The sequence below is a fragment of the Janthinobacterium sp. Ant5-2-1 genome (assembly GCF_001445815.1).
GTDB lineage: Bacteria > Pseudomonadota > Gammaproteobacteria > Burkholderiales > Burkholderiaceae_D > Janthinobacterium > Janthinobacterium lividum_E.
Window position 1 is genome coordinate 76,081 of sequence record NZ_LNCE01000051.1, and the last position, 24,707, is coordinate 100,787.

A 24,707-nucleotide genomic window follows, 5' to 3' on the forward strand; every position below is an offset into this window, starting at 1 on the left:
GTAGTAACGCAGTGTAGTAGCGATTAGGCATTCATATTCTGCCCCATCTGCGCGTCCATGACCATGTTGTTTGTAAGGCGATGTAACGACAAGCGGCCCCGCATAGCCAAACGGGGCCGCCTGTCTTACCTGCGCAACAGATCAGCGCTTCTTCAGTTGGGACAGATCGCGCACGGCGCCCCGGTCGGCCGATGTCGTCAGCGCCGCATAGGCCTGCAGCGCCTGCGACACGTAGCGGTCGCGGTTGATGGGCAGCCAGGCCGCGTCGCCCTTCGCTTCCATGGCGGCGCGGCGCGCGGCCAGTTCGGCATCCGTCACGCGCAGGTTGATGCTGCGCTCGGGGATGTCGATGTCGATGAAGTCGCCCTCTTCCACCAGGCCGATGGCGCCGCCTTCGGCCGCTTCCGGCGAGGCGTGGCCGATCACCAGGCCCGAGGAACCGCCCGAGAAGCGACCGTCCGTGAACAGCGCGCACGCCTTGCCCAGGCCCTTCGACTTGATGTACGAGGTCGGGTACAGCATTTCCTGCATGCCGGGACCGCCTTTCGGGCCTTCGTAGCGGATGATGACGACGTCGCCTTCATGCACGGTGTCTTCCAGGATGGCAGCGACGGCCGCGTCCTGGCTTTCGAACACGCGCGCCTTGCCCGAGAACTTCAAGATGCTTTCATCGACGCCCGCCGTCTTGACGATGCAGCCCTTTTCGGCCAGGTTGCCGTACAGGACGGCCAGGCCACCATCCTGCGAATAGGCGTGGGCCTTGTCGCGGATGCAGCCGGTGGCACGGTCCGTATCCACGCTAGCGAAACGCTCCGATTGCGAGAACGCCGTCTGCGTCGGCACGCCGCCCGGCGCGGCACGGAACAGTTCATGCACGGCCGGATCGTCCGTGCACTTGATGTCGTTTTGCGCGATGGCGTCGGCCAGGGTCGGCGCGTGGATGGTCGGCAGAGTGGTGTTGAGCAGGCCGGCGCGCGCCAGTTCGCCCAGGATGCCCACGATGCCGCCCGCGCGGTGCACGTCTTCGATATGGTATTTGTCCGTCATCGGCGCCACCTTGCACAGGCACGGCACCTTGCGCGAGATGCGGTCGATGTCGGCCATCGTGAATTCCACTTCCGCTTCGTGCGCGGCGGCCAGCAAGTGCAGCACGGTGTTGGTCGAGCCGCCCATGGAGACGTCGAGCGCCATCGCGTTTTCAAACGCCGCCTTGGTGGCGATCGAGCGTGGCAGCACCGAGTAGTCGTCCTGCTCGTAGTGGCGCTTGGCCAGCTCCACGATCAAACGGCCCGCGCGCAGGAACAGCTGCTGGCGGTCCGAGTGCGTGGCCAGAATCGTGCCGTTGCCGGGCAGGGCCAGGCCCAGCGCTTCGGTCAGGCAGTTCATCGAGTTGGCTGTAAACATGCCGGAGCAGGAGCCGCAGGTCGGACAGGCCGAGCGTTCGATTTCCGCCACGTCGGCGTCGGACACGGTGCTGTCGCCGGCCTTGATCATGGCGTCGACCAGGTCCAGCTTGATGATCTTCTGCGTGCCGTTGACCACCTTGACGACCTTGCCCGCTTCCATCGGGCCGCCCGAGATGAAGACGACGGGAATATTGATGCGCATGGCGGCCATCAGCATGCCCGGCGTGATCTTGTCGCAGTTCGAGATGCAGACCATGGCGTCGGCGCAGTGGGCATTGACCATGTATTCAACGGAGTCGGCGATCAGGTCGCGCGACGGCAGCGAATACAGCATGCCGCCGTGGCCCATGGCGATGCCGTCATCGACGGCGATGGTGTTGAATTCCTTGGCCACGCCGCCGGCCGCCTCGATTTCGCGCGCCACCATCTGTCCCAGGTCCTTCAGGTGCACGTGGCCGGGCACGAACTGGGTGAACGAGTTGACGACGGCGATGATCGGCTTGTCGAAATCGCCGTCCTTCATGCCGGTGGCGCGCCACAGGGCGCGGGCGCCAGCCATGTTGCGGCCGTGGGTGGTGGTGCGGGAGCGGTATTGCGGCATGATGGACCTTCCAAAAGTGTTGGTGCCTGACTGTGCTGGTCTGCAGTAAAACCCTGCATGCAGTGGGGGTACGTCAGATTGCCTTGCGCGCGCCCCACTGTCAAATATATGATGCGCGTGTCTGTGAGTCTTTATACATATCACAGCAATCAATTCACATGGAAACATATATGAATCTGGAGCTGCGCCAGCTGCGCTACTTTGTCACCGTCGCCGAGGAATTGCACTTCGGCCGCGCCGCCGCGCGCCTGCACATGACGCAGCCGCCCCTGTCGCAAACCATCATGGCGCTGGAAGAACTGCTGGGCGCGCCGCTATTCGTGCGTACCCGGCGCGAGGTGCAGCTGACGCCGGCCGGCACGGCCCTGCTGCCCGAGGCGCGCCGGCTGCTGGCGCAGGCGCAGGATTTACCCGCGCTGGTGCGGCGGGCCGCGCAGGGCGAGGCGGGACGGCTGAGCCTGGCGTTTGTCTCGTCGGCCGACTACAGCGTGCTGCCGCCCCTGCTGCGCGCTTACCAGGCGGCCTATCCGCAAGTGCACATCCAGCTACAGGAAGCCACCTCCGACCTGCAGCTCGACGAACTGCTGGCCGGGCGCACGGATGCGGGCCTGCTGATCCCGCCCCTGCCCGAAAAAGCGAAAGGGGAACTCGACTACCTGCCCGTGCTGGCCGAACCGCTGGTGCTGGCTGCGCCGTCCGGTCTCGACGTATTGAACACGCCGGGACCCGTGCGCCTGCGCGACGTGCCGCCCCTGCCCTTGATCATTTTTCCGCGCGCCATTTCTCCCGCCCTGCACGACGCCATCCTTGGCGTGTTCCGCGCGGCCGGCATCACGCCGCAGATCGGCCAGGAAGCGATCCAGATGCAGACCATCGTCAGCCTCGTCTCGGCTGGCATGGGCATCGCGCTTGTGCCACAATCGGTATCGAATCTGATGCGCCCGGGCGTAGAATACAGGCCGCTGCAGGACGCCACGCCGCTGGTGGAAACGGGCCTGGCCTGGCGCCGCGACAATCCGTCCGCCGTACTGCAAGGTTTTTTGGCGCTGCTGCGCAAGCAGATCGGCGCGGCCGCCAATTAAATTAAGTGGCCGCTAAGACAAAAAACCGCAGCCGCCCCCATACTACGCAACCTTGGCTTTAAACAAAGAAAGAAACCCCATGCTGATACACCCGATGCCCGACCCGATAGCCATCCAGATCGGCCCGCTCGCCGTGCACTGGTACGGCCTGATGTATGTGCTGGCCTTTGCCCTGTTCATTATCCTGGGCAGAGTGCGCATCAAGCAGCCGCACATCGCCGTACTGGGCTGGAAGAAGGAAGACCTCGATGACATGCTGTTCTACGGCATGCTGGGCGTGGTGATCGGCGGGCGCCTGGGTGAAGTGCTGTTCTACCGTCCCGAATACTTCATGCACAATCCACTCGAGATCTTCATGGTCTGGCATGGCGGCATGTCCTTCCATGGCGGCTTCCTCGGCGTCATCCTGGCCATGTACCTGTGGAGCCGCAAGGCGGGGCGCAACCTGTTCGACGTGCTCGACTTCATCGCGCCGCTGGTGCCGCTCGGCTACGCGGCCGGCCGCCTGGGCAACTTCATCAATGCCGAACTGCCGGGCCGCATCGCGCCGGAAACCCTGCCGTGGGCCATGCAGTGGCCAGGCATTCCCTATCCCGTGCACCCGTCGCCGATCTACCAGATGCTGGTCGACGGCATTTTGGTGTTCATCATCCTGTGGCTGTTTGCGCGCAAGCAGCGCCCGCGCATGGCCGTGGGCGCCATGTTCACCCTGCTGTACGGCTGCGCGCGCTTCTTCACGGAATATTTCCGCACGCCGGACTGGGAAGTCGTGTGGCTGGGCGTGCCGATCACGTCGGGCCAGATGCTGTCCCTGCCGATGATCGTCGGCGCCATCGCCCTGCTGGTGTGGGCATATAAAAGCCAGGTGATGGGCACCCCGCCCACCAAGGCGCGTCCGGTAAATACGTAAAACCATAGTTCTTCCGGTGGCGCGCCAGACAGGTGCGCCACCCTCCCTACTCTCCGGCAACATTTCCCTAAAAACAGCAAAATTTCCGTATGGAATGGACTTGCTGTTGACATCTAGGTATCATCGTTTTCATACCGCCATCGGGGAGTGTCTTGCCATGCCGCCTGCCAGGCAAAAACTGACATGTTCAATTGCGCTGGGCGCCTGCTATGTGCTGGCGCAGCTGGCCTTGACGACCTGGGCCGGCACGCGCGCCCCCTGGGTCAGCTATGCGTTCAACATTGTCGCGCCCTTGCTGGCGCTGGCCGCCTGTTGCCGCTGCGCCTATGTCAGCGCGGCAGGCGCCGCCAGGACAGGCTGGGCCCTGTTCGCCGTGGCCATGCTGTTCTGGAGCACGGGCATGATATTGTCGGCTTGGCAGGATCTGAGCGGACAGGTGGCATCCGACGCCACGTATTTTTCCGATTTCGCCTATTTCATGTATGGCGCGCCCCTGCTGCTGGCCATGTCTTCCGTGACGCACGAGCACCCCTCGCGCACCCTGCAATGGCTCGATGCCGTGCAGGTGCTGCTGGCGGCCTACCTGGCCTATACGGCCATCTTTTCCGTGTCGCCCTTCGACCAGCGCTCGATCGCGCCGATTCCCGCCAGCCTGCTGGTGCTGACCTACAACGTGGAAAACCTGGCCCTGGCCTGTTGCGCCTCGCTGCGCCTGCTGGCGCACCGCCGCGATGGCGGCCAAGGCCGCTTTTACCTGCTGCTGACGGTGTTTTTATGGTGCTACGCGGGCTGCGCGGCCGCGTACAACTATCTGACCTTGCATGGCGTGACGCAAGCATGGAGCGAAGTGCTGCCCAGCCTGCCGTTCCTGATGCTGGTGCTGCTGGCCACACGCGTCACGGCGGCGCAGTCCGGGGCGGAAAGTAGACAGGCGCAGCAGACCCCGCAAAAGCTGACCCTGCTGATCGACAATTTCAGTCCCATCTTCTTTACGGCCGCCTTGCTGGGCCTGGGCTTTGCCGTCATGCGCGTGCATTTCTACCTGGCGGCGGCGTCGCTGTTCGTCGCGCTGCTGGTGCACGCGCTGCGCTCGGCCACCTTGCAAAGCCGCTACATGCAAAGCGAACTGGCCTTGCGGGCGGCGCATGACAAACTGGAAAAGCTGTCGTTGACGGATGGCTTGACGGGCATCGCCAACCGACGCTGCTTCGACCAGACCTTGCAGCTGGAGTGGCAGCGCGCCGCGCGCAACCATCAAGGGCTGGCGCTGCTGATCATCGATATCGATTTCTTCAAAAGCCTCAACGATACTTTCGGCCACCCGTATGGCGACGCCTGCCTGGTGCGGATCGCGGCCGCCCTGCATTCCGCATTGCCACGCGCCAGCGACCTGGCGGCCCGCTTCGGCGGCGAGGAGTTTGCCGCCATCCTGCCCGCCACCGATGGCGACGGCGCACTGGCCGTGGCGCACAAGATGCAGGAAGCGATCACCGCCGCCGCCATCGTCCACGCGCCGTCGCGCGGCGGCCTCGTGACGGCCAGCATCGGCCTGGCCTTGAGTGACGCAGGACAGACGCCGGAACAATTGCTGGCCGCCGCCGACCAAGCCCTGTACCGGGCCAAGCAGAATGGCCGCAACCGGGTCGAGGGCTAAACTTTCAGCTTATTGGTAATCACTTCCCATTGCGCCGGCGTCACGGGCGTGATCGACAGCCGGCTGCCCTTCTTGAGCAGCAGCATGTCTTCCAGTTCCGGCATCTGGCGCATTTCGGACAGGGGCAGCAGCGCCGTCTTCTTCAGGCCGCGCACGTCGACGCTGATCCAGCGCGGCTGTTCCTGTGTGGCCTTCGGGTCGAAGTATTTGCCGCCCTCTTCAAACTGGCTGTGATCGGGATAGGCGCCGCTGGCCACTTCGGCCACGCCCGCCACGCCCGGCTGCGGGCAGCTCGAGTGATAGAACAGCACGCCATCGCCCGGCTGCATGCCATCGCGCATGAAGTTGCGCGCCTGATAGTTGCGCACGCCAAACCACGGCATGGTGTGCTTGGGCGCCGCCATCAGGTCATCGATGCTCACTTCATCGGGTTCGGATTTCATCAGCCAGTATTGTTTCATGCAGACTCCGTGTCAAAGCAGCAGGCGTAAAAAAACGGTTGCGCATCAATGCTGCAACCGTTTTCAGTTGTACTACCAAGTACTGCGAATTAGGCCCCGCCTGTGCCGCTATGCCGGCATCCCGAACCAAACGGTTCAAGGTGGTCACGTTAGTTCAATTTCGGGTTCGTCGAACGAGCGACGCTCACTCCCATCAAACAAAATTCGCAACCGATGCGCATAAATGGTTCAAGGAATATATGGCAATCGCGAACACCGCAGGGTAGACCCAAGTTTACTCCTTTGCTCGCGCATCGCAAAGACAAATCGTCGCGTACGCGCTTAAAAAAGGTTTTCCTGGGGCGTCAGAGCGCTATCCAGGACAGTATGCATGGCCGAGATTTTCTGCTTCACTTCCAGGATCGTCAATTCCGACAGCGGACCTTGCGGCGACTTCACGGAAAGGAACTCCGCGGCCACGCCCAAGGCGGCCAGCACGGCGATGCGGTCGTTACCCTTGACCTTGCCCGCGTCGCGGATGGCTTTCATTTTGCTATCGAGATAGATCGCCGCTTCGCGCAGCGCGCGCTCTTCGCCGTCGCGGCACACCATGCTGTAGGACTGGCCCATGATATTGACATCGACACGCGGCATTACGCTTCCTTCTCGTTCTCGGCAATATAGGCGCCCGCTTCCGAAGCGGCTTGCTCCAGGCCGGCTTGCACCAGTTCGGGAATCTTTTCCAGCAAGGCCTCGACCCGCTCCTGCGCTTCGCGCATGCGCTGCACATACAGGGCGTTCTCGGCGGCCAGCGCGGCATTGTCCTTGCGCAGTTGCGCGTTTTCACGACGCAGCGCATGGGTCATTTCGGCCAGCAGGCCTATTTTGTCGGATAATTCGTTGAATTCGGAAATCATCCCGCCACTATAGGGCGGACGCTCCATGGGCGTCAATCGAATCACGCCGCTGTCACACATATTTACATCAATGCAGGGCAGTTGGCGGACAATACACACTTTTTCCGGCGCTTTTCGCCAAGTGCGCGCATCTTCCGGCGCCGCGATGGCAGCGTTTTACTCGTCGACGTAATCGGGTTCGATATCGAGTCCGCCATAGCGGTTTTCGCAAGAGCGGCGCGTCAGCGTCTGTTGTCCACCCTTGCCATCAAGCACCATTGTCAAATCGCGGCAAGTACGGCTGTAGCTGCCAGGTTTGGCGTCCGTGCCCGAGGGCGTCAGGCGCACTGCCAGCGGTACGACATTGCCCAGTCCCTTGTTGCTCCACTGGCGCGTCTTGCCATCCTCTTCATCTTTCACGGTGCGCACGGCCGCCTTCAGCAGCGATGCTTGCTCTTTCGCGTTCAGCTTGGCGACCGTCACGTCGGACAGGAAAGGCGGATACACGACAGGCGCCGGGTCCTTGCCCTGCACATCCCAGCGGCCGCTACTCTGCGAACAGGTGCGGCGGCTCAAGTCCTGCGTTTTGCCAGCCGCCGTGACGACGAATTTCAAGTCGCGGCACACATGCGCCTTCAGGCTGTGCTCCGTCATGCCGGAGTTGCTGAAGTTATATGTCACTTTCACCAGCACGCCGCTGTCGCCGCCGTTGTCCCACACGTGCGCTTCCTGGTCGTCGTCATCCTTGTTCAGATCGTTGAACAGGTCACCCAGCAGCGTTTCCTTTTGCTGCGGCGTCAGGGCCGCCACAGAGATCTCGTCGACGATGGTGGGCGTTTGCGCGGCGGCATTGCCTAGGCAGGCGAGACCGATGAGGGTGGCGCCCAGCAGGCGCGGGGCGGGATGGGAAGTGATCGATGGCATGGTGTGCTTTCTCGTGCAGATGAGGATATGTGGCGATATTGATATGCAATTACAATCATCTTATCAAAGTCCATAGTAAAACTCTGTTTCCTGTGCGTACAGGAACGCCCTTCGCCTGGCGGGCATGCTAGAGTCGCGCCTGTTGCTGACGCCCGGGAACGAGGCTTGCGTTTGCGCAAACCCTGCGTAAATGCAGGCTGCGCTGAACGTCTAAGCTTATCTTCCCGGAGAATAAGCCCTTGAATAAGCCCCCTACCGTCCCTATAATTAGCACTCGTTAGTAGAGAGTGCTAACAAACTCTTTCGTAGCAATCCTCAGGACATGATGGTGTCTGCCGGGCAACAGCAGGGAACGCTACGCGGCGGGCGACGCCGCGATGCCACCACTGCCTAGCTGGCACGCACTCGATGACATGGGGTTTGCTTGACCGTTGCGGGCTGCTTTCAACGGCGGTCACTGAAAGCACGCCTGGCGCTGTGCCAGGCATGTATTCATTTAGCAACACCTATCCATTGAACTTTAAGGAGTTTTGTATGAATCTGCGCCCATTGAACGATCGCGTCATCGTCAAACGCCTCGACCAGGAAACCAAAACTGCGTCCGGCCTCATCATTCCTGATGCAGCTGCTGAAAAACCGGATCAAGGCGAAGTCCTTGCCGTAGGCAATGGCAAGATTCTCGACGACGGCAAAGTGCGTCCTCTGGATGTCAAAGTGGGCGACCGCGTCCTGTTCGGCAAGTACGCTGGCCAAACCGTCAAAGTTGACGGCGATGAGCTGCTGGTCATGCGCGAAGAAGACATCATGGCGATCGTCGTCAAGTAATTGTTTCCACGTTGTAGACAGATACATCCCGAAACTCAGGAGAATTGAACATGGCAGCTAAAGAAGTAGTATTCGGCGACGCAGCGCGCGCCAAGATGGTCGAAGGCGTCAATATCCTCGCCAACGCAGTCAAAGTCACCTTGGGCCCGAAAGGCCGCAACGTCGTGCTGGAGCGCTCGTTCGGCGCCCCTACCGTCACCAAGGATGGTGTGTCGGTAGCGAAAGAAGTTGAACTCAAAGACAAGCTCATGAACATGGGCGCGCAAATGGTCAAGGAAGTTGCTTCCCGCACCAGCGACAACGCCGGCGACGGCACCACCACCGCAACCGTGCTGGCACAAGCCATCGTGCGCGAAGGCATGAAGTTCGTTGCCGCCGGCATGAACCCGATGGACCTGAAGCGCGGTATCGACAAGGCAGTTGCTGCCACCGTCGAAGAACTGGCGAAAATCGCCCGTCCTTGCACCACGACCAAAGAAATCGCCCAAGTTGGCGCGATCTCGGCGAACTCGGACTACTCGATCGGCGAGCGTATCGCTGAAGCGATGGAAAAAGTCGGTAAAGAAGGCGTCATCACCGTGGAAGACGGCAAGTCGCTGAACGACGAGCTGGACATCGTTGAAGGCATGCAGTTCGACCGCGGCTACCTGTCGCCATACTTCATCAACAACCCAGAGAAACAAGTTGCCGTACTGGACAGCCCATTCGTCCTGCTGTGCGACAAGAAAATCTCGAACATCCGCGACCTGCTGCCGGTACTGGAACAAGTCGCAAAAGCTGGCCGTCCACTGCTGATCATCGCGGAAGACATCGAAGGCGAAGCGCTGGCCACCCTGGTTGTGAACAACATCCGCGGCATCCTGAAAACTTGCGCAGTGAAAGCACCTGGCTTCGGCGACCGCCGCAAAGCCATGCTGGAAGACATCGCTGTCCTGACCGGCGGCCAAGTGATCGCTGAAGAAGTCGGCCTGACCCTGGAAAAAGTGACCCTGGCCGAACTGGGCCAAGCCAAACGCATCGAAGTGGGCAAGGAAAACACCATCGTCATCGATGGCGCCGGCGAAGCTGCCTCGATCGAAGCACGCGTGAAACAAGTGCGTGTACAGATCGAAGAAGCGACCTCGGACTACGACCGTGAAAAACTGCAAGAGCGCGTCGCCAAACTGGCTGGCGGCGTTGCCGTGATCAAGGTTGGCGCAGCCACCGAAGTCGAAATGAAAGAGAAAAAAGCCCGCGTTGAAGATGCACTGCACGCAACCCGCGCTGCCGTGGAAGAAGGCATCGTGCCAGGCGGCGGCGTAGCCCTGCTGCGCGCACGCGCCAACATCACGGTCAAGGGCGACAATCCTGATCAAGACGCTGGTATCAAGATCGTCCTGCGCGCAATGGAAGAGCCACTGCGCATGATCGTGCAAAACGCTGGCGAAGAAGCTTCGGTCGTCGTGGCAGCCGTACTGGCTGGCACGGGCAACTACGGCTACAACGCTGCCAACGGCACGTATGGCGACATGGTTGAAATGGGCGTCCTGGACCCAGCCAAAGTGACCCGTTCGGCGCTGCAAAACGCCGCTTCGATCGCTTCGCTGATGCTGACAACCGACTGCATGGTCTGCGAAATCGCTGACGACAAAGCAGGCGGCGGCATGGGCGGCGGCATGGGTGGTATGGGCGGCATGGGCGGCATGGACGGCATGATGTAATGTCCGGTGGCCAGTCGCGCAGGCGACGGCGCGACTGGCCGCATACGCCGCGACAGGGCTGGCAGACCAAAAGCTGTCAGCGCCTCCCCGGCGGCCCCGAAAGCCACCTTCTACGGAAGGTGGCTTTTTTTCGTCCATGGATTTGGCAAACCCGTTGGCAAGCCCGGCGATTGCCGGCCTGTGCGTTTTGCTTTAGCATGGCCGCCATCGTCCCTCTTTCTCACGCCCACCATCATGCCGCCACGCGCCTCTTCTTCCAAAACCACCATCATCGCCGGCATCCTGGCTGGCTTGCTGGCCGCCGGGCTCGGCGCTTTTTACGTGCACCAGCAGTCCGCGCCGCACGGTGACAATGCCCCGGCCGCGAGCGGCAACACGGCGGCGCAAGAGCAGAACGCGCGCGCCGTCGACGCCTTGATGGCATTGCCTGAAATCAAGGCCTGGTCGGCGCATATCGAAAAAACCTCCGGCGGCCGCGCCCATGGCGCCGTGATGGAAACGTCGCCAGAAGCACGCCTCATCGACGGCCAGCCTTACTATGACTTGAACTTTGTGGAAAACACGCCGGACGCGGCGCACCGCTGGGAGAGTTTCGTCGTCTCCCAAGATGGCAAGCGCATCCTCGTCGACGACGTCGTCAGCGGCGACCTGATCAGCCTGGAACAATGGCGCAAGGACAACGCGCCCATGCAGCGCATCGCCACGCAGTAACTCCCTACGCCGGCGAGCCTTGCGGCGGGACGCCTGCGTTGCAGCGCAAGCTTTACTTTCTGGCATCGAAGACCGATACTCGCCCACATGCCCGCCATCACTGTCCGCCCCCTCACGCCAGACGACGCCAGCGCCTACCGCGCGCTGCGCCTGGCCGGCATTACCGAACTGCCTGCCGCCTTCTGCACCACGCATGCGGCGGAAAGCGGCTTGCCGCTGGCACAGATAGCCGAGCGCTTGCGCGCCACATCGTACCAAATAATATTTGGCGCTTTCGACAAGGAACAATTGATCGGCATTGCCGGCCTGCGCCGCGAACCGATTGCCGTCGTGCATGACAAGGCCAGTCTGTGGAGCGTGTACGTGGCGTCGCAGGCGCGCGGGCGCGGCGCGGGACGGCAACTGGTGCAGGCGGCCATCGCGCACGCCTGCAGCGTGCCCGAACTGGCCCGCGTGCGCCTGGCCGTGGTGCAGGACAACCACGCGGCATTGACCCTGTACCTGGCTTGCGGTTTTACCCTCGAGGACAGTCCCGCATCGGATGGCATGCTGCAAATGCAACTATTACTGCCCCGCCCTGCCCGTGCAAGTGCCGAAAGTAATGTCTTTATGAAAATCAATACCTTACAAATCCCTGCGAAATAGCGGACAGGCCGTTTTTTCTGTTGCAAGCAAACGCGGCAGGCCTTAGCATCGCGGCTTACAAAAAAAACTTGGGGAGAGCCAATGTCATCGGCCGAGACACAAACCGCCACGGGCAAAATGCCGCGGCAAATATCGTACATCATCGCCAACGAAGGCTGCGAACGCTTCAGCTTTTACGGCATGCGCAACATCCTGACGCCATTCCTCATCAGCACCTTGCTGCTGATGATCCCGATCGACCAGCGCACGGGCGAAGCCAAGCACGTGTTCCACACCTTCGTCATCGGCGTGTATTTCTTCCCGCTGCTGGGCGGCTGGCTGGCCGACCGCTTCTTCGGCAAGTACAACACCATCTTCTGGCTCAGCCTCGTGTATTGCGCCGGCCATGCCTGCCTGGCCCTGTTTGAAAACAGCGTCAACGGCTTCTATTTCGGCCTGTTCCTGATCGCCTTCGGTTCCGGCGGCATCAAGCCGCTCGTGGCCTCGTTTGTCGGCGACCAGTTCGACCAGACCAACAAGCACAAGGCCAAGCTGGTCTTCGACCTGTTCTACTGGATCATCAACTTCGGCTCCTTCTTCGCCTCGCTGCTGATGCCGATGTTCCTGCGCGACTTTGGTCCATCGATCGCCTTCGGCATCCCCGGCCTGATGATGCTGGCCGCCACCCTTGTCTTCTGGATGGGCGCCAAGAAATACGTGCACGTGCCGCCAGCACCGCCGAACCCCGATTCATTTACCCGCGTGGCCCGCACGGCCCTGCTGGCGCGTGTCGATGGCGGTTCGCGTCCCGGCCTGTACGTGGCCTACGTCGGCGTGGTCGGCGCCCTGTATGCTTTCTACAGCATCCCGGAATGGGGCTTCGTGATTTCCGCGTGTACCGCGCTGGTATTGCTGCTGGCCTTCGGCAGCATCGGCACGGCCATGCAGCTGGAACGCGCACGCGGCATCCACCCTGACGAAGCCGTCGAAGGCGTGCGCGCCGTGCTGCGCATCCTCGTCATCTTCGCCCTCGTCACGCCGTTCTTCTCACTGTTCGACCAGAAGGCCTCGACGTGGATCGTGCAGGCGAACACCATGGAAAAACCAAGCTGGTTCCTGCCGGCGCAGATGCAGGCGCTGAACCCGATGCTGGTGATGCTCCTGATCCCGTTCAACAACCTGGTGCTGTACCCGATGCTGAACCGCTTCGGCCTGGAAGCGACGGCCCTGCGCCGCATGACGGCCGGCATCGGCTTTTCCTCGCTGGCGTGGATCGTCATTGGCCTCTTGCAACTGGCCCTCGACAGTGGCAGCGCCGTCTCCATCATGTGGCAGATCCTGCCGTACGCCCTGCTGACGTTCGGCGAAGTGCTGGTCTCGGCGACGGGACTGGAGTTTGCCTACAGCCAGGCGCCCGTCTCGATGAAAGGCGCCATCATGAGCTTCTGGAACCTGTCGACCACGGTGGGCAACCTGTGGGTGCTGATCGTCAACCGCAGCGTCATGAACGAAGGCGTGATCGGCAAGATCGCCGAAAGCGGCATCAGCGTGACGGCCTTCCAGATGTTCTTCTTCGCCGCCTTTGCCGCCGTGGCCATGCTGGCCTTCGGCCTGTATGCGAAGCGCTACAAGATGGTGGATAACTACCGCCAGGCGGTGGTGCCGGGCAAGGCGTAATCATGCAAGTAGGTCGGATTAGCCCGAAGGGCGTAATCCGACAACGCTGCTGACAATGTCGTCGGATTACGCGTGGCGATGCCACGCTAATCCGACCTACGCGTCCTTCTTTTTTACGTCGTCACCGTCGGCCCATCGCGCCCCGTGCGCTCGCGTATCTGCGCCAGCTGCTCGGCTACCGCGATCAGCCCTGCCAGCGCTTCCTGGGTGGGAATATCATGCCGGGCCGGATCGGCTTCGTAGCGCTCCAGGTACAAACGCAGGGTGGCGCCTTCGGTGCCCGTGCCGGACAGGCGCAGCACGATGCGCGCGCCGTCCGTCATGATGATGCGGATGCCCTGCTGCGTTGCCACGGAGCCGTCGACGGGGTCCGTGTAGCTGAAGTCGTCGGCCAGCGCCACCGTGCAGCCATTGACTACCTGATCCGGCAAGGCGGCCAGCTGGCCGCGCACAGCCTCCATCAACTGCGCCGCGCAAGCGCTATCGATGTCTTCGTAGTCGTGGCGCGAATAGTAGTTGCGGCCATACGTGGCCCAATGCGCGCGCACGATGTCTTCCACTGGTTGCTTTTTCTCTGCCAGCAGGTTGAGCCAGAACAGCACGGCCCACAGGCCATCTTTTTCGCGCACGTGGTTCGAGCCCGTGCCGTAGCTTTCCTCGCCGCACAGGGTGGCCATGCCGGCGTCGAGCAGGGTGCCGAAGAATTTCCAGCCCGTCGGCGTCTCGTAGCAGGGGATGCCCAGCGCGCTAGCGACCCGGTCGGCCGCGCCCGACGTCGGCATGGAGCGGGCGATGCCGGACAAGCCGGCGCGGTAGCCGGGCGCCACGCTGGCGTTGGCGGCCAAAATCGCCAGGCTGTCCGAGGGCGTGACGTCGAAGCGCCGGCCGACGATCATGTTGCGGTCGCCATCGCCATCGGAGGCTGCGCCAAAGTCCGGCGCATCGTCGCTGGCCATGCGCGTAATCAATTCCTGCGCGTTGACGGGGTTCGGGTCCGGATGGCCGCCGCCGAAGTCTTCCAGGGGCACGCCGTTGATGACGCTGCCTTTCGGCGCGCCCAGCATGCCTTCCAGGATGGCTGTCGCGTACGGGCCGGAGACGGCGTGCATGCCGTCAAAGCAGATGCGCAGGCCGCCCGCGAACAGGGCGCGGATGGCGTCAAAATCGAACAGCTGCTGCATCAGTTCCGCGTAGTCCGCGACGGAATCGATCACTTCGACCGTCATCTGCTCGATGCGTACGGTGCCCAGGGTGTCGAGGTCGATATCGGCAGCGTCGCTGATGCGATATTCGGCAATGGTTTGCGTACGCGCAAACATGGCCTCGGTGACCTTTTCGGGCGCCGGGCCGCCATTGGCGATGTTGTACTTGATGCCGAAATCGCCATCGGGGCCGCCCGGGTTATGGCTGGCCGACAGGATGATGCCGCCGCTGGCGCCATGCTTGCGGATGACGCAGCTGACGGCCGGCGTCGACAGGATGCCGCCCTGCCCCAGCAGCACGCGCGCGTAGCCGTGCGCTGCGGCCATGCGCAGCACCGTCTGGATGGCCGCGCGGTTGTAGTAACGCCCGTCGCCGCCCAGCACCAGGGTCTGGCCGCGGCAGTCGCCGAGCGTGTCAAAAACGCTCTGCACAAAGTTTTCCAGGTATTGCGGCTGGCTGAACACGCCCACTTTCTTGCGCAGGCCCGACGTGCCTGGCCGCTGGCCGGATATCGGCGCCGTATTGATGATTTGAATAGCCATCTTGCCTCCATATTAACTTCCCATGTTAACGCATGCGGGGCCAGCGGCAAAGCGTTGTAGGCCTGCCACGGTGCGGTAAACCGCTTACGCTGGCTGCGGCATTGCTGCACCGCACTCTTGCATGTCTCGCAACCCCACACTATAATAAGAATAGTTCTCATTCACATTTAGGCTCTGGCCAGAGTCTGCACGCAGCCACCGGCTGGTGCGCAGCTGGATGACACGCTGCGCCAGCCAGGCATCCCCGCCAAGCAAGCCTTCCCATATCAATAACGAAAGAAGAAAGTTTCATGGCACGAGCACGTTCGCTGGCCGGCGCTGCCGCCGCGACTTCCCGGTACTTTGCACCGCTGCGATAACCATGTTTCTCATCAAAAACTAAGGGATACACCATGCACATCACTTCCATCGCGCGCCTCGGCGCCCTCGCCACCGCCCTGCTGGGCGCGGCCCTCGTTTCCGGCAGCGCCAGCGCGCACCAGATCTGGCTGCAGCAGGATGGCAAGGCGGCCAGCGTGTACTTCGGCGAATTCGGCGACAACCTGCGCGAGGCGTCGCCGGGCCTGCTCGACAAGTTCAGCATCAAGAACGTGACGTGGGTATCGGCCAAGGGCGCGCAGCCGCTGCAGGCGAGCAAGACGGCCGGCGCGTTCCTCCTCAATGGCAAGGTGGGCGCCGGCGAAAGCATCATCGTCGAGGAAGACAACTACCCGTCGTGGGAAGAGAAAAAGGATGGCAAGGCCACGCGCACCGTGTGGGTCCCGGCAGCGCGCCTGATCGCCGACGGCAAGGCGCAGACGCCCGCGCTAACCCTAGACCTGGTGCCGACCGGCACGGCAGGCCAGTTCCAGGTCAGCTACCAGGGCAAGCCGCTGGCGCAAGCCAAGGTCAACGCCGTGGTGCAGTCAGGCTGGGGCAAGGAAGCGTGGAGCGACGCGCAAGGCCTGGTCAGCTTCGCGCTGCCATGGAAGGGCACCTATGTGCTGGAAGTACAGCACACGGACAAGACAGCCGGCCAGCGCGGCGCGCAAGCCTATGACAAGGCCATGTTCGTGACCACCCTGAGCCTGGTGCAGCCGCAAGGCGTGACGCCGCTGCCTGCCGGTCCGGCCATTCCCCCCAGCAAGGATCACGACTGACCATGCAAGCGTCAGCCTTCACTAAAATGCCGCGCCTGCGGCTGTCCGCCGGCGCCGTGTACCGGCTCGGCGTCGCATCGCGCAGCGTGGCGGCCATCGTCGGCGGCTATGTGCTGGCCGCGCTGGTCACCATGCTGCTGTCGGTAAGCCTGCCCATGGCCCGCTCCGAAGCCGTCATGACGGCCACCCTGCTGTCGTTTGCCATCTACACCTGCGCCGTGCTGTGGGTCTTTGCCACGCGCAGCGCCCTGCGCGCCTGGCTGGGCCTTCTGATGCCGGCCGCCGTCATCGCCGCCATCCTGCAGTGGATGGACGCACTATCCTGGAGTCTCGCATGAAAGAAGGTTTCCGCCAGTCGATGGCATGGCTGCACACCTGGTCCGGCCTGCTCGTCTGCTGGATCTTGCTGCTGGTGTTTTGCGCCGGCACGGCCAGCTACTACCGCAATGAAATCACCTTGTGGATGCAGCCCGAACTGCACGGCGCCGCCGCCAGTCAGGTAAGCACCGAGGAAGCAGCCAAGGTCGCGCAGAAGGCGATGGAAGAGCGGGCCGAAGGCGCCACGCGCTGGTTCATCAGCCTGCCCGGCGAGCGCAGCGCCGCCACGCAGCTGGGCTGGAGCAAGCCATCGAAGCCCGGTGAAAAGAAACGCGGACGGCGCGGCAATTTTCATAGCGAAAAAGCCGATCCGGCCACGGGCGAAGTACTGTCCAAGCCGCGCGAGACGCGCGGCGGCGAATTCCTCTACCGCCTGCACTTCGACCTGCACTACATGCCGGCCATCTGGGCCCGCTGGATCGTGGGTTTCTGCGCCATGTTCATGTTCGTCTCCATCATCAGCGGCATCGTCACGCACAAGCGCATCTTCAAGGACCTGTTTACCTTCCGGCCGAAAAAGGGCCAGCGCTCATGGCTCGACGCGCACAACGTGACGGCCGTGCTGGCCCTGCCCTACCACATCATGATCACCTACACGGGCCTCGTCACCCTGATGTTCCTGTACATGCCCTCGGGCGCCACGGCCGCCTACAAGGGCGACCAGGACGCCTTCTTCGCCGAAGCGTTTCCCGGTCGCTCGGGCGACAGCAAGCCGGCGGGCGTGGCCGCGCCGCTGACGTCGATCGCGCCCCTCGTGCGCCAGGCGGAACAGCACTGGGGCGGCGGCAAGGTCGAACGCATCTCCGTCAGCCATCCGGGCGACGCCAACGCCACCATTTCGCTCACGCGCGCCGGTGGACGCGACATGTCGTCGAAGCAGCCGTCGATGGAGTTCGATGGCGTGTCCGGCAAGCTGCTGTCAAGCGATGGCGACGCGCAGCCCGGCGCGGCCGCCACGCAAGGCGTGATGGTGGGACTGCACGTCGCGCATTTCGGCGGCCCGCTGCTGCGCGCGCTGTTCTTCCTGTCCGGCCTGGCCGGCTGCGCCATGGTCGCCACGGGCGCCCTGCTGTGGGCCGTCAAGACGCGCCAGAAGCAGGCCAAGGCACTGGCCGCCGGCAAGCGCGCCAGCTTCGGCCTGCGCCTGGTCGAGGCGCTCAACATCGGCGCCATCGCCGGCATCCCGATCGCCTTCGGCGCCTACTTCTGGGCCAACCGCCTGCTGCCCGTGGCGATGGAAGACCGGCCGCAAGAGGAAATCGCCTGCTTCTTCGGCGCCTGGGCCCTGGCTGCCATCATCGCCCAGCTGCGCCCGTCGCGCGCCATGTGGCGCATGCAGCTGGCCGCCGGCGCCTTCCTGCTCGCGTCGCTGCCCGTGCTGAACGTCTTTACCACCGATTCGCACCTGGGCGTCACGCTGTTCCTGGGCCGTGGCCCCGTGGCGGTGGCCGCCTTCGACCTGGTGGTGCTGGTGCTGGGCCTGGGCCTCGCGTATGCGGCGTTCAAGTTGAAACCGCTGCCCGTGAAAGCGGCCAAGGCGGCGCCGGTAACACCGGCGCAAACGATGGAGGCCGCGTGATGGAACTGCTGTCGAACTTCCTCGCGAATTTTCTTGTCTTTGCCTTGTGCTATGCGGGCCTGTCCTCGCTGTGCCTGGCGATGGACCGCCATTACGCCGATTTGCACGGACGCGGCGCCGAACCGCCCGCGCCGCTGCGCCGCCGCCTGCAGTGGGCTGGCTGGCTGGCGCTGGCGGCGGCCCTGGCCTGGGCCATGCACATCGCGGGCGGCGGCTATGGCCTCGTCTACTGGGTCGGCAGCCTGACGGGCTGCGGCTTGCTGCTGATCTGGCTGCTGCCGTATGCGCCGCACCAGGCCATGCGGCTGGCGCGCATGATCGGCGTGGCGGCCTTGCTGGCCGCCGTCGCGCTGGCAGTGCTGTAACGATCATGTCCATGCAACCCCTGCTGCCCACGCAGCTGGAAAGCCATTACCGCGCACACCACGGCTGGCTGGCGCACTGGCTGCAGCGGCGCCTGGGCAATGCTGCCGAGGCGGCCGACCTGATGCACGATACCTTTGCCCGCCTGCTGGCCGGCGCGCCCATGCAGCCGCAAACGCCGGCCCTGCGCGCGCCCAAGGCTTACCTGGCGACCGTCGCCAAACATCTGCTGATCAACCACTTGCGCCGCCAGTCGCTGGAACGCGCATGGCTGGCCACGCTCGCCGCTATGCCCGAACAGCATGCGCCATCGACCGAACAGCGCGCGGAAATCCTGCAGGCGCTGCAAGCCGTCGACGCCATGCTCGACGGCCTGAAACCGAAGGTGCGCGCCGTCTTCATCATGGCGCAGATCGAAGGCCATGCCTATGCCGACATCGCCGCGCAGCTGGGCATCGGCGAGCGCTCCGCGAAACGCTACATGGCCGAGGCGCTGACCGAATGCGTGCTGCTGGCGCAGGACCTGCCGGCATGAGCGCGGCCGCTACGCCATATCCACCATTGTCGCGCAAGGTGGCGCGCCAGGCCGTCGAATGGTATTTATTGGAGCAGTCGGGCCAGGCCACGCCGGATGACCTGGCCGCCAGCGCCCGGTGGCGTGCGCGCGACCCGGAACACGCGCGCGCCTGGAACAGGGTGCAGCAGGTGAGCCAGACGGCCGGCCTGCTACCGCCGGAGTTGGCCGTGCCCGTGCTGCGCCGGCCGCAGCGCCGCGTGGCCGTGCAAGTGCTGCTGGCGCTGATGGCGGCGCCCGCCGCCTGGCTGCTGGTGCGCCACGACATGCTGGCCGATTACCGCAGCGGCGTGGGCGAACGGCGCGAAGTATCGCTGCCCGATGGCGGCGCCCTCGTGCTCAACACGGACAGCGCCGTCGACGTGGCGTATGTCGCCGGCGAACGCCGGCTGACCCTGCGCCGCGGTGAAGTGCTGGTGCAGACGCGCCCCGACCATGCGGGCAGCCGCCCTTTCATCGTCGCCACCTGCCATGGCCGCATCCGCGCGCTGGGCACGCGCTTCACCGTGCGCGTCGACGACGACGGCAGCCGCGTGACGGTGCTGGAACACGCGGTGGAAATCACGCCGCGCGCGCCGTCGGCCACCGTGCGCACGCTCGTGGCGGGACAGCAAAGCCGCTTCGACGCCAGCCACGCCGGCCTGCCCACGCCGGCGCCGCTGCAAGCCGATGCATGGGCGCACGGCATGCTGGCGGCGCAGGACATGCGCCTCGATACCTTCGCTGCCGAATTGTCACGCTACCGTCCCGGCCTGCTGCGCGTGGAACCGCAAGTGGCGGGCTTGCGCCTGTCGGGCGCCTTCCAGCTCGACGACACGGACGCCGTGCTGGACAGCCTGGCGCGCATGCTGCCCGTCGACGTGCTGTACCGGACCCCGTACTGGGTCACTATCGCGGCCCGCAAAAAATAATTGTTAAAAATTAGCCCTTTTTTTCGCCGTGACCTGTCCTGAGGGTATTACAACGATACCTTACAACGACACTCACCGGAAAGGCCACACCATGCAACCACCCCGTTTGACTCCCCTCGCACGCGCCATCGGCAGCGCCGTGATCCTGCTGTCGCTGGCGCAGGCGCCGGCCATGGCGGCCGATGCCGCCGCGCCAGCCGCCACGCAAACGACCTTCCACGTGCCGGCCGGCGAGCTGTCCGCCGCCATCGCCAGCTTTGCCATCGAAGCAAAAGTGAGCGTGGGCGCGGCGGCCGAACTGCTGCAAGGCGTGCGCACGCCGGGCCTGAGCGGCAGCTATACGGTGCCGCAGGCACTGGCCCGCCTGTTGGCCGGCACGGGCCTCGAGGCGCTGCCAAGCGGGGAACGCAGCTACGTGCTGCGCAAGGCGGGTGCCGCATCGACCGGCGCGCCGATTGCCGCCACCCTGGACGAAGTGGCCGTCAGTTCCAGCGCCCTGCGCGACGGCACCACGGAAGGCAAGCGCGGTTACGCGGGCCTGACCAGCGCCACGCGCCTGAACCTGTCGCTGCGCGAAACGCCGCAGGCCGTCAGCGTCATCACACGCCAGCAGATCGACGACCAGGGCTTGCGCACCTTGCAGGACTTACTGGTGCAGGCGCCCGGCATCACGGTCGACCATTCGTCGAGCACGCGCGAATACGACCAGGTATTTTCACGCGGCTTCGAAGTGACGTCGTACATGTTCGACGGCATCCCGACCAGCAAGAACCTGGAAGCGCGCACCTACGACATGGCCATCTACGATCGCGTCGAAATCATCCGCGGCGCCACTGGCCTGATCAGCGGCACGGGCAGCCCGTCGGCCGCCGTCAACCTGGTGCGCAAGCGCCCGGGCCGCAGCTTTGCCGCCACGGCCGGCGCGCAGCTGGGATCATGGGACCGCTACCGCATCGAAGGCGATGTCTCGACACCGTTGACGGCGGACGGCAAGGTACGCGCGCGCCTCGTCGCCGCGCATGAAGACCAGCGCTCGTTCATCGACCGCTACCGGCAGAAAAAGGACGTGCTGTACGCCATCGTCGAAGTGGACCTGACACCGTCGACGGTGCTCAGCGCCGGCATCAACTACCAGCAGGAAAAGCTCAAGGGCGCGGGCCGCGAATTCCCCATCTTCTACAGCGACGGCTCGCAGACGCGCCTCCCCCGCTCGATGAACGGCACGGCCGCGTGGAGCACGTATGACCGCGAGCAGAGCATGCTGTTCGCCACGCTCGACCATTATTTCGACAACGACTGGATCGCCAAGCTGGCCGTCAGCCGCAGCAGCAACCAGTACGACGCCTTGCAGGGTTTTTCCGGCAATGGCTATCCGGACCGCGTGACGGGCGGCGGCATGCGGCTGTGGCTGGCCAACTGGCACAGCAAGCCACAACAGACCTCGCTCGACGCGTACGTCAGCGGACCGTTCCGGGCCTTCGGCCGCCAGCACGAACTGGTGCTGGGCGTGAGCGCCTCGGAACTCGAGACGAATAGCCCCATCTATCCGGGCTGGCGCCTGGCCGGCTATGACCATGCGGTGCCGAATATCCACGCCTGGAATGGCGATATGCCGGTACCCGACTACAGCGGCATGCGGCTAGGCAGCTCGTACGACAAGGAACGCGAAAGCGGCCTGTATTCGACGCTGCGCCTGCGCCCGACGGATGCGCTGTCGGTGATTTTGGGCGCGCGCCTGTCGTACTGGAAGCGCGACATCCGCAGCGATTACGATGCCGACACGGACCTGTACGACGCGATGCGCGAAAACGGCAAGATCACGCCGTATGCGGGCCTCGTCTACGACCTGGGCCGAAACTGGTCGGCCTATGCCAGCTACACCAGCATCTTCACGCCGCAAAGCCAGCGCGACGTCAACAGCCGCTTCCTGGCGCCGCTCGAGGGCAAGAACTACGAAGTGGGCGCCAAGGGTGAATTCTTCGGCGGCAAGCTCACTACCAGCGCCGCCCTCTTCCAGCTGAAGCAGGAAAACCTGGCCGAAGCCGATCCGGGCAATGTCTGGATCATCGGCACGGGCGGCGGTTCCTACGCCTATCACACGGTCAAGGGCGCCACCACGCGCGGCTTCGAGGCGGAAGTATCGGGCCAGTTGCGCCCCGACTGGCAACTGACGGCCAGCTATGCGCATAGCCGCATCCGCAATGCGGCCGGCGCACGCATCCAGACCAACCAGCCGCAAAACATGCTCAAGCTGTGGACCACCTGGCGTCTGGCGCAAGGCGTGCCTGGCCTGGTGCTGGGCGGCGGCGTGAACTGGCAGAGCGATATCTACATGGACGACCGCGGGCCGAATGGCGAACGCTTCACGCAGAAGGCGTATGCGGTGGCGGGACTGATGGCGCAGTACCAGGTCAGCAAGCAACTGGTGGCGACACTGAACATCAATAACGTCTTCGACAAGAAGTACTACTCGACGGGCATGGGCGGCTACTACGGCGATCCGCGCAACGCCATGCTGTCGCTGCGCTATCAGTTCTGAATGGCTTCGCTACTTTTGAGCAGCGCCTCGATGTCCTCGGGCGCCACGGCGCGGCCAAGAAAATAGCCAAATGCTTCGTCGCAGCCCATCTCGGCCAGCAGTTCCAGCTGCTCGCCGCTTTCCACGCCGCCGGCGATGGTGCGCAGTCCGAGCGTGCGCGCCATCGCCACGATGGCGCGCACCATGGCGCTGTCGCCGCCCGGCTTGTCCAGGTCGTCGACGAAGCACTTTTCGATCTTGACGGCATCCGTGGGAAAGCGTTTCAGGTAAGTGAGCGAAGCGTCGCCCGTGCCGAAATCGCTGATGGCGATCGCCATGCCCAGCTGGCGGAACTGGCGCAGTATCAGCTCGCAATTCTGGCTGCTGTCGATCAGGATGCCGGCGGCGATTTCCAGTTCGATGCAATGGCCAGGCACGCCGGCCGCCTCCAGCGCGGCGGCGAAATTGCGTGCGATATCGCGCTGGTAGAACTGGCGCGCGGACAGGCTGACGGACACGGTCAGCATCTGCCCTTGCGCAATCCAGTTGCGCGCCTGCTCCACCGCCGTGGCCAGCACCCAGGCGCCCACCGGCAGGATCAAGGCGCTTTCCTCCAGCACCGGCAAAAAGTCGAGCGGCATCATCAGGCCCAGTTCCGGGTGCTTCCAGCGCAGCAGCGCCTTCACGCCCGTGATCCTGCGCGTCTTCAAGTCCATGCGCGGCTGGTAGTACAGCACGAATTCATTGCGTTCGAGCGCGTGGCGCAGGGCCGTCTCGAGGATGGTGCGCGAATACGACTGCGTCTGCATGCGCGGCGCATAGCGCTGGCAAGTACCGGGCGCGTGGCGCTTGGCCGCGTACATGGCCAGGTCGGCCTTTTCGATCAGCGCATTGACGTCATCGTCGTCGTCCGGGTACAGGGCCACGCCCACGCTGGCCGCCACCGTCAGGCTGTATTCGCCGATGACGAAGGGGGCGGCGATGGCGCGGACGATTTTCTCGGCCACCCGCTCGGCATCGTGCGCCGTGCGCAGTTCCGTCAGCAGGATGATGAATTCGTCGCCGCCCTGGCGCGCCACCGTATCGACCTTGCGCACGCACTGCTGCACCCGGCGCGCGAACTCCGTCAGCACCTGGTCGCCCACGTCGTGCCCCAGGCTGTCGTTGATGGATTTGAAGCGGTCGATGTCGACGAACAGCACGGCCAGCAGCCCCTGGTGGCGGCGCGCGTAGGCGATGCCGTGCTCGAAGCGGATCTGGAAATGCAAACGGTTCGGCAAGCCCGTCAAGCCGTCGTGGTGGGCGATGAATTCCAGCTGCTGCTCGGCGCGCCGGCGCGCCGACACGTCGTGCAGCAGCAGCACCGCGCCACCCTGCGCCAGCGGCGCGCAGCTGTACTGCACGTCGATGCGCTTGCCGTCGAGATGGCGCAGCAGCACGGCGCCGCGCGCCACTTCCAGCACTTCCTGCCGCGCCACGCAGTCGCGCACCTGGCGCGCCGCGTCGATGGGCGTGCCGTCATGGAACAGCGGCAGCAGCTGCGTCACGGCCTGGCCGGGGCTATCGTCGCCCTGCAAGCCGCCCATGGCGCTGGCGCGGGGATTCAGGTACCGCACCACGCCATCGTGGTCGGTGCCGATGACGGCCGCCGGCAGCGCATGCAGCAGCGCCAGCGCATCTGCCATGCGTTGCGCCTGCGCCGCCTGCAGCACCACGCCCGCCGCATGGCGCATGCGCCACATGCGCGCCGCCCGCCACTGGCAGGCCAGCAGCACGGCGAGCACCATGGCCAGGGCCAGGCACAGCGCCAGCAGCAGCGCCGTCATGCGTCACCCGGCAGGCGGAAAGTACGGAACATGGTTTTCCTTTGCAACGTGCGCCATGCGGCCGGGCGCAGATACATGCTGAAAGGAAATAATATAAGAATTTCGGCGCGATATTTGCCTGATCGGGCGCCGCTTGACTGGCATCAAGCGGCGCGCGGAACGTGTGCTTCAAGCCAGCGACAGCGTCCTGCCCGGGGTGGCGCCCGCCGATGCGGCCACGCGGG

At 64.0% G+C, this 24,707-nt stretch carries 22 protein-coding genes and 1 other RNA gene; 15 read left to right on the top strand and 8 right to left on the bottom strand.

Features of this window, described 5'->3' with window-relative positions:
• Nucleotides 1-141 precede the first annotated feature (141 nt).
• Nucleotides 142-2,007 (bottom strand): dihydroxy-acid dehydratase, encoded by a 1,866-nt coding sequence (gene ilvD / locus ASN89_RS17370; protein ID WP_046686029.1) that lies wholly within the window; start codon nucleotides 2,005-2,007, stop codon nucleotides 142-144.
• Between the two features lie 170 nt (nucleotides 2,008-2,177).
• On the opposite strand from ilvD, the gene ASN89_RS17375 reads away from it, so the two are divergent.
• The 3 genes from ASN89_RS17375 to ASN89_RS17385 all read left to right on the top strand — a co-directional run bounded on the left by ASN89_RS17375 (nucleotide 2,178) and on the right by ASN89_RS17385 (nucleotide 5,653).
• Complete coding sequence (locus tag ASN89_RS17375) at nucleotides 2,178-3,089, top strand: LysR family transcriptional regulator (protein WP_058050151.1); 912 nt, start codon at nucleotides 2,178-2,180, stop codon at nucleotides 3,087-3,089.
• Nucleotides 3,090-3,168: 79 nt separating this feature from the next.
• Nucleotides 3,169-3,999: a prolipoprotein diacylglyceryl transferase gene (lgt, locus tag ASN89_RS17380; protein ID WP_058050152.1), complete on the top strand. Its 831-nt coding sequence runs from the start codon at nucleotides 3,169-3,171 to the stop codon at nucleotides 3,997-3,999.
• 157 nt (nucleotides 4,000-4,156) lie between these two features.
• Nucleotides 4,157-5,653, top strand: coding sequence for a GGDEF domain-containing protein (locus ASN89_RS17385; protein WP_058050153.1), 1,497 nt, complete (start codon nucleotides 4,157-4,159; stop codon nucleotides 5,651-5,653).
• Here the strand turns inward: ASN89_RS17385 and ASN89_RS17390 are convergent.
• From ASN89_RS17390 to ASN89_RS17405, 5 genes are all read right to left on the bottom strand, one after another.
• On the bottom strand, nucleotides 5,650-6,114 hold the full coding sequence (locus ASN89_RS17390) for an EVE domain-containing protein (RefSeq protein ID WP_046686032.1): 465 nt from the start codon (nucleotides 6,112-6,114) through the stop codon (nucleotides 5,650-5,652). The two genes, ASN89_RS17385 and ASN89_RS17390, sit on opposite strands and share 4 nt — an antisense overlap.
• Before the next feature lie 89 nt (nucleotides 6,115-6,203).
• A non-coding RNA gene (gene ssrS, locus ASN89_RS28225) (6S RNA) lies at nucleotides 6,204-6,381 on the bottom strand.
• A 54-nt stretch (nucleotides 6,382-6,435) separates the two neighbouring features.
• On the bottom strand, nucleotides 6,436-6,747 hold the full coding sequence (locus ASN89_RS17395) for a cell division protein ZapA (protein ID WP_034747344.1): 312 nt from the start codon (nucleotides 6,745-6,747) through the stop codon (nucleotides 6,436-6,438).
• On the bottom strand, nucleotides 6,747-7,010 hold the full coding sequence (locus ASN89_RS17400) for a hypothetical protein (protein WP_034747342.1): 264 nt from the start codon (nucleotides 7,008-7,010) through the stop codon (nucleotides 6,747-6,749). Before ASN89_RS17400 ends, ASN89_RS17395 begins: the two co-directional genes overlap by 1 nt.
• A 156-nt stretch (nucleotides 7,011-7,166) precedes the next feature.
• Nucleotides 7,167-7,913 (bottom strand): hypothetical protein, encoded by a 747-nt coding sequence (locus ASN89_RS17405; protein WP_058050154.1) that lies wholly within the window; start codon nucleotides 7,911-7,913, stop codon nucleotides 7,167-7,169.
• A 534-nt stretch (nucleotides 7,914-8,447) separates the two neighbouring features.
• On the opposite strand from ASN89_RS17405, the gene groES reads away from it, so the two are divergent.
• From groES to ASN89_RS17430, 5 genes are all read left to right on the top strand, one after another.
• Complete coding sequence (gene groES, locus ASN89_RS17410; protein WP_010400979.1) at nucleotides 8,448-8,738, top strand: co-chaperone GroES; 291 nt, start codon at nucleotides 8,448-8,450, stop codon at nucleotides 8,736-8,738.
• 50 nt (nucleotides 8,739-8,788) lie between these two features.
• Nucleotides 8,789-10,438 (top strand): chaperonin GroEL, encoded by a 1,650-nt coding sequence (groL, locus tag ASN89_RS17415; protein WP_010400981.1) that lies wholly within the window; start codon nucleotides 8,789-8,791, stop codon nucleotides 10,436-10,438.
• Nucleotides 10,439-10,672: 234 nt separating this feature from the next.
• The gene (locus ASN89_RS17420) at nucleotides 10,673-11,149 is read left to right on the top strand and encodes a hypothetical protein (protein ID WP_052755945.1); all 477 of its coding nucleotides are present in this window, start codon (nucleotides 10,673-10,675) and stop codon (nucleotides 11,147-11,149) included.
• Between the two features lie 87 nt (nucleotides 11,150-11,236).
• Nucleotides 11,237-11,794, top strand: a complete 558-nt coding sequence (locus ASN89_RS17425) for a GNAT family N-acetyltransferase (protein WP_058050155.1) — start codon at nucleotides 11,237-11,239, stop codon at nucleotides 11,792-11,794.
• Nucleotides 11,795-11,875: 81 nt separating this feature from the next.
• Nucleotides 11,876-13,450, top strand: a complete 1,575-nt coding sequence (locus ASN89_RS17430; RefSeq protein ID WP_058050156.1) for an oligopeptide:H+ symporter — start codon at nucleotides 11,876-11,878, stop codon at nucleotides 13,448-13,450.
• A 113-nt stretch (nucleotides 13,451-13,563) separates the two neighbouring features.
• Here ASN89_RS17430 and ASN89_RS17435 read toward each other — a convergent pair whose 3' ends face one another.
• Entirely contained in the window at nucleotides 13,564-15,195 is a 1,632-nt protein-coding gene (locus ASN89_RS17435; protein WP_058050157.1) for an alpha-D-glucose phosphate-specific phosphoglucomutase, read from the bottom strand.
• 392 nt (nucleotides 15,196-15,587) lie between these two features.
• Here ASN89_RS17435 and ASN89_RS17445 point away from each other — a divergent pair, with 392 nt between their 5' ends.
• The 7 genes from ASN89_RS17445 (at nucleotide 15,588) to ASN89_RS17475 (ending at nucleotide 22,678) form a co-directional block, all read left to right on the top strand.
• The gene (locus ASN89_RS17445; protein WP_058050159.1) at nucleotides 15,588-16,334 is read left to right on the top strand and encodes a DUF4198 domain-containing protein; all 747 of its coding nucleotides are present in this window, start codon (nucleotides 15,588-15,590) and stop codon (nucleotides 16,332-16,334) included.
• Nucleotides 16,335-16,336: 2 nt separating this feature from the next.
• Nucleotides 16,337-16,672 carry a DUF3649 domain-containing protein gene (locus tag ASN89_RS17450; protein ID WP_152988595.1) on the top strand — a complete coding sequence of 112 codons (336 nt, stop codon included), beginning with the start codon at nucleotides 16,337-16,339 and terminating at the stop codon, nucleotides 16,670-16,672.
• Nucleotides 16,669-18,291 carry a PepSY-associated TM helix domain-containing protein gene (locus ASN89_RS17455; protein ID WP_058050161.1) on the top strand — a complete coding sequence of 541 codons (1,623 nt, stop codon included), beginning with the start codon at nucleotides 16,669-16,671 and terminating at the stop codon, nucleotides 18,289-18,291. The genes ASN89_RS17450 and ASN89_RS17455 overlap by 4 nt, the downstream gene beginning before the upstream one ends.
• The gene (locus ASN89_RS17460; RefSeq protein ID WP_082654617.1) at nucleotides 18,291-18,656 is read left to right on the top strand and encodes a DUF3325 domain-containing protein; all 366 of its coding nucleotides are present in this window, start codon (nucleotides 18,291-18,293) and stop codon (nucleotides 18,654-18,656) included. Before ASN89_RS17455 ends, ASN89_RS17460 begins: the two co-directional genes overlap by 1 nt.
• 5 nt (nucleotides 18,657-18,661) lie before the next feature.
• On the top strand, nucleotides 18,662-19,189 hold the full coding sequence (locus ASN89_RS17465) for a sigma-70 family RNA polymerase sigma factor (RefSeq protein ID WP_058050162.1): 528 nt from the start codon (nucleotides 18,662-18,664) through the stop codon (nucleotides 19,187-19,189).
• Nucleotides 19,186-20,139, top strand: a complete 954-nt coding sequence (locus ASN89_RS17470; RefSeq protein ID WP_058050163.1) for a FecR domain-containing protein — start codon at nucleotides 19,186-19,188, stop codon at nucleotides 20,137-20,139. The genes ASN89_RS17465 and ASN89_RS17470 overlap by 4 nt, the downstream gene beginning before the upstream one ends.
• A 91-nt stretch (nucleotides 20,140-20,230) precedes the next feature.
• Complete coding sequence (locus tag ASN89_RS17475; protein WP_058050164.1) at nucleotides 20,231-22,678, top strand: TonB-dependent siderophore receptor; 2,448 nt, start codon at nucleotides 20,231-20,233, stop codon at nucleotides 22,676-22,678.
• Here ASN89_RS17475 and ASN89_RS17480 read toward each other — a convergent pair.
• The gene (locus tag ASN89_RS17480; protein WP_082654618.1) at nucleotides 22,669-24,483 is read right to left on the bottom strand and encodes a putative bifunctional diguanylate cyclase/phosphodiesterase; all 1,815 of its coding nucleotides are present in this window, start codon (nucleotides 24,481-24,483) and stop codon (nucleotides 22,669-22,671) included. The two genes, ASN89_RS17475 and ASN89_RS17480, sit on opposite strands and share 10 nt — an antisense overlap.
• Between the last annotated feature and the right edge of the window lie 224 nt (nucleotides 24,484-24,707).

Bases quoted from the DNA above. Each gene is read 5' to 3' on its own strand.
- ilvD (WP_046686029.1), bottom strand. From the start codon at position 2,007: ATGCCGCAATACCGCTCCCGCACCACCACCCACGGCCGCAACATGGCT.
- ASN89_RS17375 (WP_058050151.1), top strand. From the start codon at position 2,178: ATGAATCTGGAGCTGCGCCAGCTGCGCTACTTTGTCACCGTCGCCGAG.
- lgt (WP_058050152.1), top strand. From the start codon at position 3,169: ATGCTGATACACCCGATGCCCGACCCGATAGCCATCCAGATCGGCCCG.
- ASN89_RS17385 (WP_058050153.1), top strand. From the start codon at position 4,157: ATGCCGCCTGCCAGGCAAAAACTGACATGTTCAATTGCGCTGGGCGCC.
- ASN89_RS17390 (WP_046686032.1), bottom strand. From the start codon at position 6,114: ATGAAACAATACTGGCTGATGAAATCCGAACCCGATGAAGTGAGCATC.
- ASN89_RS17395 (WP_034747344.1), bottom strand. From the start codon at position 6,747: ATGCCGCGTGTCGATGTCAATATCATGGGCCAGTCCTACAGCATGGTG.
- ASN89_RS17400 (WP_034747342.1), bottom strand. From the start codon at position 7,010: ATGATTTCCGAATTCAACGAATTATCCGACAAAATAGGCCTGCTGGCC.
- ASN89_RS17405 (WP_058050154.1), bottom strand. From the start codon at position 7,913: ATGCCATCGATCACTTCCCATCCCGCCCCGCGCCTGCTGGGCGCCACC.
- groES (WP_010400979.1), top strand. From the start codon at position 8,448: ATGAATCTGCGCCCATTGAACGATCGCGTCATCGTCAAACGCCTCGAC.
- groL (WP_010400981.1), top strand. From the start codon at position 8,789: ATGGCAGCTAAAGAAGTAGTATTCGGCGACGCAGCGCGCGCCAAGATG.
- ASN89_RS17420 (WP_052755945.1), top strand. From the start codon at position 10,673: ATGCCGCCACGCGCCTCTTCTTCCAAAACCACCATCATCGCCGGCATC.
- ASN89_RS17425 (WP_058050155.1), top strand. From the start codon at position 11,237: ATGCCCGCCATCACTGTCCGCCCCCTCACGCCAGACGACGCCAGCGCC.
- ASN89_RS17430 (WP_058050156.1), top strand. From the start codon at position 11,876: ATGTCATCGGCCGAGACACAAACCGCCACGGGCAAAATGCCGCGGCAA.
- ASN89_RS17435 (WP_058050157.1), bottom strand. From the start codon at position 15,195: ATGGCTATTCAAATCATCAATACGGCGCCGATATCCGGCCAGCGGCCA.
- ASN89_RS17445 (WP_058050159.1), top strand. From the start codon at position 15,588: ATGCACATCACTTCCATCGCGCGCCTCGGCGCCCTCGCCACCGCCCTG.
- ASN89_RS17450 (WP_152988595.1), top strand. From the start codon at position 16,337: ATGCAAGCGTCAGCCTTCACTAAAATGCCGCGCCTGCGGCTGTCCGCC.
- ASN89_RS17455 (WP_058050161.1), top strand. From the start codon at position 16,669: ATGAAAGAAGGTTTCCGCCAGTCGATGGCATGGCTGCACACCTGGTCC.
- ASN89_RS17460 (WP_082654617.1), top strand. From the start codon at position 18,291: ATGGAACTGCTGTCGAACTTCCTCGCGAATTTTCTTGTCTTTGCCTTG.
- ASN89_RS17465 (WP_058050162.1), top strand. From the start codon at position 18,662: ATGTCCATGCAACCCCTGCTGCCCACGCAGCTGGAAAGCCATTACCGC.
- ASN89_RS17470 (WP_058050163.1), top strand. From the start codon at position 19,186: ATGAGCGCGGCCGCTACGCCATATCCACCATTGTCGCGCAAGGTGGCG.
- ASN89_RS17475 (WP_058050164.1), top strand. From the start codon at position 20,231: ATGCAACCACCCCGTTTGACTCCCCTCGCACGCGCCATCGGCAGCGCC.
- ASN89_RS17480 (WP_082654618.1), bottom strand. From the start codon at position 24,483: ATGACGGCGCTGCTGCTGGCGCTGTGCCTGGCCCTGGCCATGGTGCTC.